At 53.3% G+C, this 6,000-nt stretch carries 5 protein-coding genes; all 5 read left to right on the plus strand.

The window, feature by feature from the left end:
* The first annotated feature begins 94 nt into the window (after positions 1-94).
* Complete coding sequence (locus tag L5220_RS06690) at positions 95-1,423, plus strand: CmpA/NrtA family ABC transporter substrate-binding protein (RefSeq protein ID WP_499572493.1); 1,329 nt, start codon at positions 95-97, stop codon at positions 1,421-1,423.
* 30 nt (positions 1,424-1,453) lie between these two features.
* Entirely contained in the window at positions 1,454-2,290 is an 837-nt protein-coding gene (ntrB, locus tag L5220_RS06695) for a nitrate ABC transporter permease (protein ID WP_448524703.1), read from the plus strand.
* Between the two features lie 9 nt (positions 2,291-2,299).
* A complete protein-coding gene (locus tag L5220_RS06700; RefSeq protein ID WP_499572496.1) occupies positions 2,300-4,276 on the plus strand; it encodes an ABC transporter ATP-binding/substrate-binding protein in 1,977 nt (658 codons plus the stop codon).
* 42 nt (positions 4,277-4,318) lie between these two features.
* A complete protein-coding gene (locus L5220_RS06705) occupies positions 4,319-5,164 on the plus strand; it encodes a nitrate ABC transporter ATP-binding protein (protein WP_499572508.1) in 846 nt (281 codons plus the stop codon).
* A gap of 277 nt (positions 5,165-5,441) precedes the next feature.
* A partial coding sequence (locus L5220_RS06710) for an IS110 family transposase (protein WP_499572497.1) occupies positions 5,442-6,000 on the plus strand: 559 nt, incomplete at its 3' end.

Consider the following 6,000-nt stretch of genomic DNA (forward strand, 5'->3'; position numbering starts at 1 on the left):
GTGTGCATCGCAAACGACTGTACTTTTCCCAGTGCTCTCTGGGGAAACCGTTTTTTGTCAATTTAATCTTACGGTTCTTGATATAGGTTGGACTATGTCTCAATTGTCACGTCGTCGCTTTTTAATGACTGCCACGGCTACTGCTGTAGGGGCGATCGCCCTCAAGGGGTGTGCACCAGCAGAATCCCCCTCCCAGCAAGCAGGGGGCAGCACTGCTGATATTGAAACCGATACCATTAAGCTAGGCTTTATCCCCATTGTTGAATCTGCCCCGCTCATTATTGCCAAGGAAAAGGGCTTTTTTGCCAAGCATGGGTTGGTCAATGCCGAACTCTCCAAACAGGCTAACTGGGCCAGTGCGCGGGATAACGTGGTGATTGGCGCTGCCGGGGGTGGTATTGATGGTGGCCAATGGCAGATGCCCATGCCCTACCTCATTAGCGAAGGCATTATCACCCTCAACAACCAGAAAATGCCGATGTACGTCTTAGCGCAGTTGAACACCCAAGGCAATGGCGTTGCTATCTCCGGTGCTCATAAAGGCAAGGGGGTTCACCTGAAAATGGCAGATCCGGAGTACATCAAAGGGTTTGCCGCCAACAATGGTCGCAAATTCAAAGCTGCCTACACCTTCCCCCAAGCCAACCAAGATCTATGGATCCGTTACTGGTTTGCCGCCAATGGCATCGATCCGGATCGGGACATTGAACTGCTAGCGGTGCCCCCTGCCGAAACGGTGGCGGGGATGCGCAATGGCACCATGGATGCCTTTAGTACGGGTGACCCTTGGCCGTTTCGCATTGTCAGCGACGATATTGGCTTTATGGCCACCCTGACAGCTCAAATGTGGCCCTACCATCCGGAGGAATACCTAGCGGTGCGAGCGGATTGGGTTGACCAAAACCCCAAAGCCACCAAAGCCCTCCTCAAAGCGGTCATGGAGGCGCAGCAGTGGTGTGACGATAAAGCTAACCGTCCGGAATTAATTGAAATTTGTGGTCGCCGTGAGTACTTCAACATTCCCGGTAACATTCTCACGCCACCTTACGAGGGAACCTACACGATGGGGGATGGCCAACCCAAATTTAACGACTTTAACATTGGCCCCCTTTACTGGCGGGATCCGAACGGTAACAGTATCTCTTTCCCTTACAAGAGTCATGATCTGTGGTTTTTAACCGAAAACCTGCGCTGGGGCTTCAATGCGGATAAGCTGAAGGATTTCGACAACATGAAGCAAATGATTGATCGGGTGAACCGCTCCGATCTGTGGCGGGAAGCGGCTAAAGAACTCGGCGTTGCTGCAGCAGACATTCCCACCAGCGACTCTCGTGGCGTGGAAACCTTTTTCGATGGGGTCACCTTTGACCCAGCAAATCCCCAAGCTTACCTTGACAGCCTCAAGATTAAAGTCAAGTCCTGAGGATTGATGTGTTACTAACAGGAGCAATCTATGGCAGTTGCATCGGTGCGTCGCAATGGCACAACCCATCCCTTCGTTAAATTTTTGCGTCAATGGGGAGCAGATTTTTATCTACCGATCTTTGGTGTTATTGGCTTTTTAGTTGTGTGGCAAGTGCTCGCACTCACAAAAATCTTGGCTCTTCCGGGGCCTATACAGGTGTTTGCGGATGAGCGGAGCCGCTACCTTATTCTGCATCCGTTTTACTACAACAGCCCGCTGGATCAGGGGTTGGCACGGCAAACCTTGATTAGCCTAACCCGCGTGGCTCAGGGCTATGGCTTGGCGGCAGTGGCTGGCATTAGCCTTGGCATTTTGGTGGGTACTAGTAAGGTACTCAACAAAGCCCTTGATCCAATTTTCCAGTTTCTGCGGATGGTGGCTCCCTTGGCGTGGGTGCCTATTTCCCTCGCGGCGCTGCGGCAAAATGAACCAGCAGCCATCTTTGTGATTTTTATTACGGCAATTTGGCCAATTTTGATCAATACCGCTGTTGGGGTGCGAGAAATCCCGCAAGACTATAAGAATGTGTCACGGGTGCTACGCCTCTCGAAAAAGACGTTCTTTTTGAAGGTGCTTTTGCCTTCGGCACTGCCCTATATCTTTACGGGATTGCGGATTGCCATCGGTTTGGCGTGGTTGGCCATTATTGCTGCAGAAATTGTCATGTCTGGGGTGGCAGGGATTGGCTTCTTTATCTGGGATGCCTACCAGCAAAACTATGTCACGGAAATTATTGTAGCGGTGGTTTATATCGGAGCGGTCGGTCTGATCTTGGATCGGGCTGTTGGGTTCCTGCAGGCAAAAATTGCACCGACAAGTCGATAGGAGGGTTCCATGGGGGTTTTTGTTGCGGTTGATCAGGTGGAAAAGGTCTTTGACCTCAGCAATGGTGGCCAGTACGTTGCCCTGAAGGGAATTGATCTAACCATCAAAAAGGGGGAGTTTATTTCGCTCATTGGGCATTCCGGCTGTGGTAAGTCCACGTTGCTGAATATGATTGCAGGGCTAGATTTGCCGACCAGTGGGGTGGTGACTCTCGAAGGCCAGCGGGTGCGGCAGCCAGACCCTGATCGCATGGTGGTGTTTCAGAACTATTCGCTGCTGCCGTGGCTTTCGGTGCGGGATAACATTGCCTTGGCGGTGGATGAGGTGCTGGCGCATCTTACCCCAGGGGAGCGGCGGCAACTGGTTGAGTCCTATATCGATCTGGTGGGGTTGCGTCCCCATGCCCATAAGCCGCCGACAATGCTGTCGGGGGGGCAAAAACAGCGGGTGGCGATCGCCCGTGCCTTGGCGATTCAGCCGAAATTGCTGTTACTGGATGAACCCTTTGGAGCATTGGATGCGCTGACACGGGGGAACTTGCAGGAGCAATTGATGCAGATCTGCGAGAGTCAGCAGGTCACGGCGGTGATGGTCACCCACGATGTCGATGAGGCGGTGTTGCTCTCAGATCGGATTGTGATGCTCACCAATGGCCCCGGCTCGAAAATTGGGGGCATTCTGAACGTGGATATTCCGCGGCCACGGCAACGGATGGCAGTCGTGGAGCACCCTAGCTACTACAGCCTGCGCAGTGAAATTATCTATTTTCTTAACCAGCAGAAGCGGGTGAAGCAGTTGCAGGCTCGCCGTAAGCCGGCGATCGCCCGCCATGGTCTAGAAAAAATTAATCTGGAAATTGGCTTTGTGCCCCTGACGGCCTGTGCACCCATTGCAGTTGCCTACGAAAAAGGCTTCTTTGCTCACCACGGCCTTGAGGAAGTCTCGCTGGTGCGCGAGAGCAGTTGGCGGGGTATTGTGGATGGGATTGTTGCGGGGTATTTAGATGCTGCCCAAATGCCGGCGGGGATGCCGGTGTGGCTGACTTGTGGTGGCCATGAGGAGCGACCGTTGCCCGTGGTGAGTGCCCTTACCCTCAGTCGGAATGGCAATGGTATTACCCTCAAAAAAGAACTTGCTGAGCAGGGCATTGTCACCCTCAGTGACTTTCAGCGCTATCTGCTACAGAGTCGCGATCGCCTCCACCGTTTTGGCATGGTACACCCGGCATCGATGCATAACCTACTGCTGCGCTACTGGCTGGCTGCGGGGGGGATCCATCCGGATCAGGATGTACTGTTGCAAACTATTCCACCGGCGCAAATGGTGGCAGATTTGCGGACGGGCAGTATTGATGGCTACTGTGTTGGCGATCCTTGGAATTTGCGCGCCGCCAAAGAACAGATTGGTTTTACCATTGCCAGTGATGTCGATCTTTGGGCAGGGCACCCCGGTAAGGTCTTAGGCGTGCGCGAAGACTGGGCCATGGCCTACCCCAATACCCACATCGCCCTAGTTAAAGCCCTGCTGGATGCCTGTCGCTACTGCGCTGATCCGGCCAACAGTGAGGAAATTAAGCAACTCCTGAGCCGCAAAGCCTATGTCGCGACTGACCCCGCGTATTTAGAACTGGGGGTGGATCAACACGGTGCCTCGGTGCACCACCTGTTCTTTGGCGATGGTGTCAATCGCCCCAGCCGCACTGAACACCTGTGGATGATGACCCAGATCGCCCGCTGGGGAACCATCCCTTTTCCCCGCAACTGGGTTGAGGTTCTGGAGCGGGTGTGCCGGGTCAGTGTGTTTAGCACTGCGGCGCGGGAATTGGGACTGCTGGACATTAAGTATCGTACTGGCCCGATTCAACTGTTCGATGGCACGACCTTTAATGCGGATGACCCAATTAGTTATCTCAACAGCTTAGCCATCAAACACGAAGTCTATATGGCCGAGATTCCCCTCAGTCTGCCCCTACGGCAAGCTGCCTAACTTCTGTTTTTCATAATTCAAGACTGATTGGAGCTGTACATGATGACCCAAGGAACTCGACCCATGACTACCCCTGTGGCTGTTGTCTCTAATGAATCGTTCCTGCGCCTTGAGCAGGTCAGTAAAGTCTATCCCACCAGTAATGGTCCGTTTACCGTCTTGACGGATATTACCCTAGATATTCAGGCCGGTGAGTTTATCTGTGTCATTGGCCACTCGGGCTGCGGTAAAACCACCCTGCTGAATATGGTGTCGGGGTTTGTGCGCCCAACCACTGGCGAAGTGCGCCTCAAGGGTCAGTTAATTAAAGAGCCGGGGCCGGATCGGATGGTGGTGTTTCAGAACTATGCGCTCCTGCCTTGGCTCACAGCAGCGGACAATATCTATCTGGCGGTAGATGCGGTGTGGCCACAAAAGTCACGCCCCCAAAAAATGGCGATTGTCCGGGAGCATCTGGCCATGGTGGGCTTGGCAGATGCTGCTCAAAAGTACCCCTCCCAGCTTTCGGGGGGGATGAAGCAGCGGGTGGCGATCGCCCGCGCCCTAGCCATCCGTCCTGAGATTTTGATTCTGGATGAACCCTTTGGTGCCTTAGATGCCATTACGAAAGAAGAACTCCAAGAGGAACTGCTCAATATCTGGCAGGAGCATCGCTGCACGGTGCTGATGATTACCCACGATATTGATGAGGCGCTCTTTTTGGCCGATCGCGTCGTGATGATGACCAATGGGCCGGAAGCCAGAATTGGCGAAATCATGACCATTCCTTTCGTGCGCCCCCGCGATCGCGAACGCATTTTAGAAGATCCCACCTACTATGAACTGCGCAATAATGCCCTAGACTTCCTCTACCATCGTCATCAACTGCAGGAGTCCGATGCAGCGTAAAACCAATTAAACCAAAAAACAGTATAACTGTACCCCGACTGAGCTTTGCGGTGGGGGTGTTGCTGAACGTGGCTATGAATTCCTTCATCCCCAACCCTTGTATCTTAAAACTAGAGAGACAGACCGTCACCCCTTAGATGCGAGACATCGTGGAGAAGCTAGGGTCATCCCTCTGATGCAACAGGTCAAACTCGAATCATCGGTTGGGACAGTAGAACCCGCATGACGCAAGGCTGAGTAAACACCTGATTTACCCCCAGACAGGCGCAAAAGTGATATGCAGGATCAAGAACAATGGATTGGCATTGATGTGTGTAAGCGGTGGCTAGATGTACATCTACGTCCCCAGAAGCAGAGTTTTCGCGTGAGCAACACTGCGAGTGGGATTCGCGAACTTCTGACTCACCTGTGTCCGCCTGAGGCGGTCGCTCGGGTGATTCTAGAATCCACTGGCGGCTATGAGCGGTCAGTGGCGTTGGTGCTGTCCACGCTAGCCTATCCCGTGGTCGTGATTAATGCTCGGCAAGCGCGAAACGTTGCCAAAGCTGCCAATCAACTGGCTAAAACCGATCCGGTCGATGCCGCGATTTTAGCCTGGTTTGGCGAAGCGATGAAACCGCCGATTCGCTCATTGGCCAGCGAAGCGGACGCAGAACTTCAGGACTTGGTGACCCGCAGGCGGCAACTGGTAGACATCCTGACTGCTGAACAAAACCGCTTGTCAGGCTTACGCGGAACAGCCCAAGCAGATATAGCAGCTCACATTGCATGGCTCAAAGACCGCATTCAGCAACTAGACGAGCAATGCAATGTGGGCTGCTATATCTGCTTGGGCT

It is taken from the genome of Synechococcus sp. PCC 6716 (genome assembly GCF_022570815.1).
Taxonomy (GTDB): domain Bacteria; phylum Cyanobacteriota; class Cyanobacteriia; order Thermosynechococcales; family Thermosynechococcaceae; genus Thermosynechococcus; species Thermosynechococcus lividus.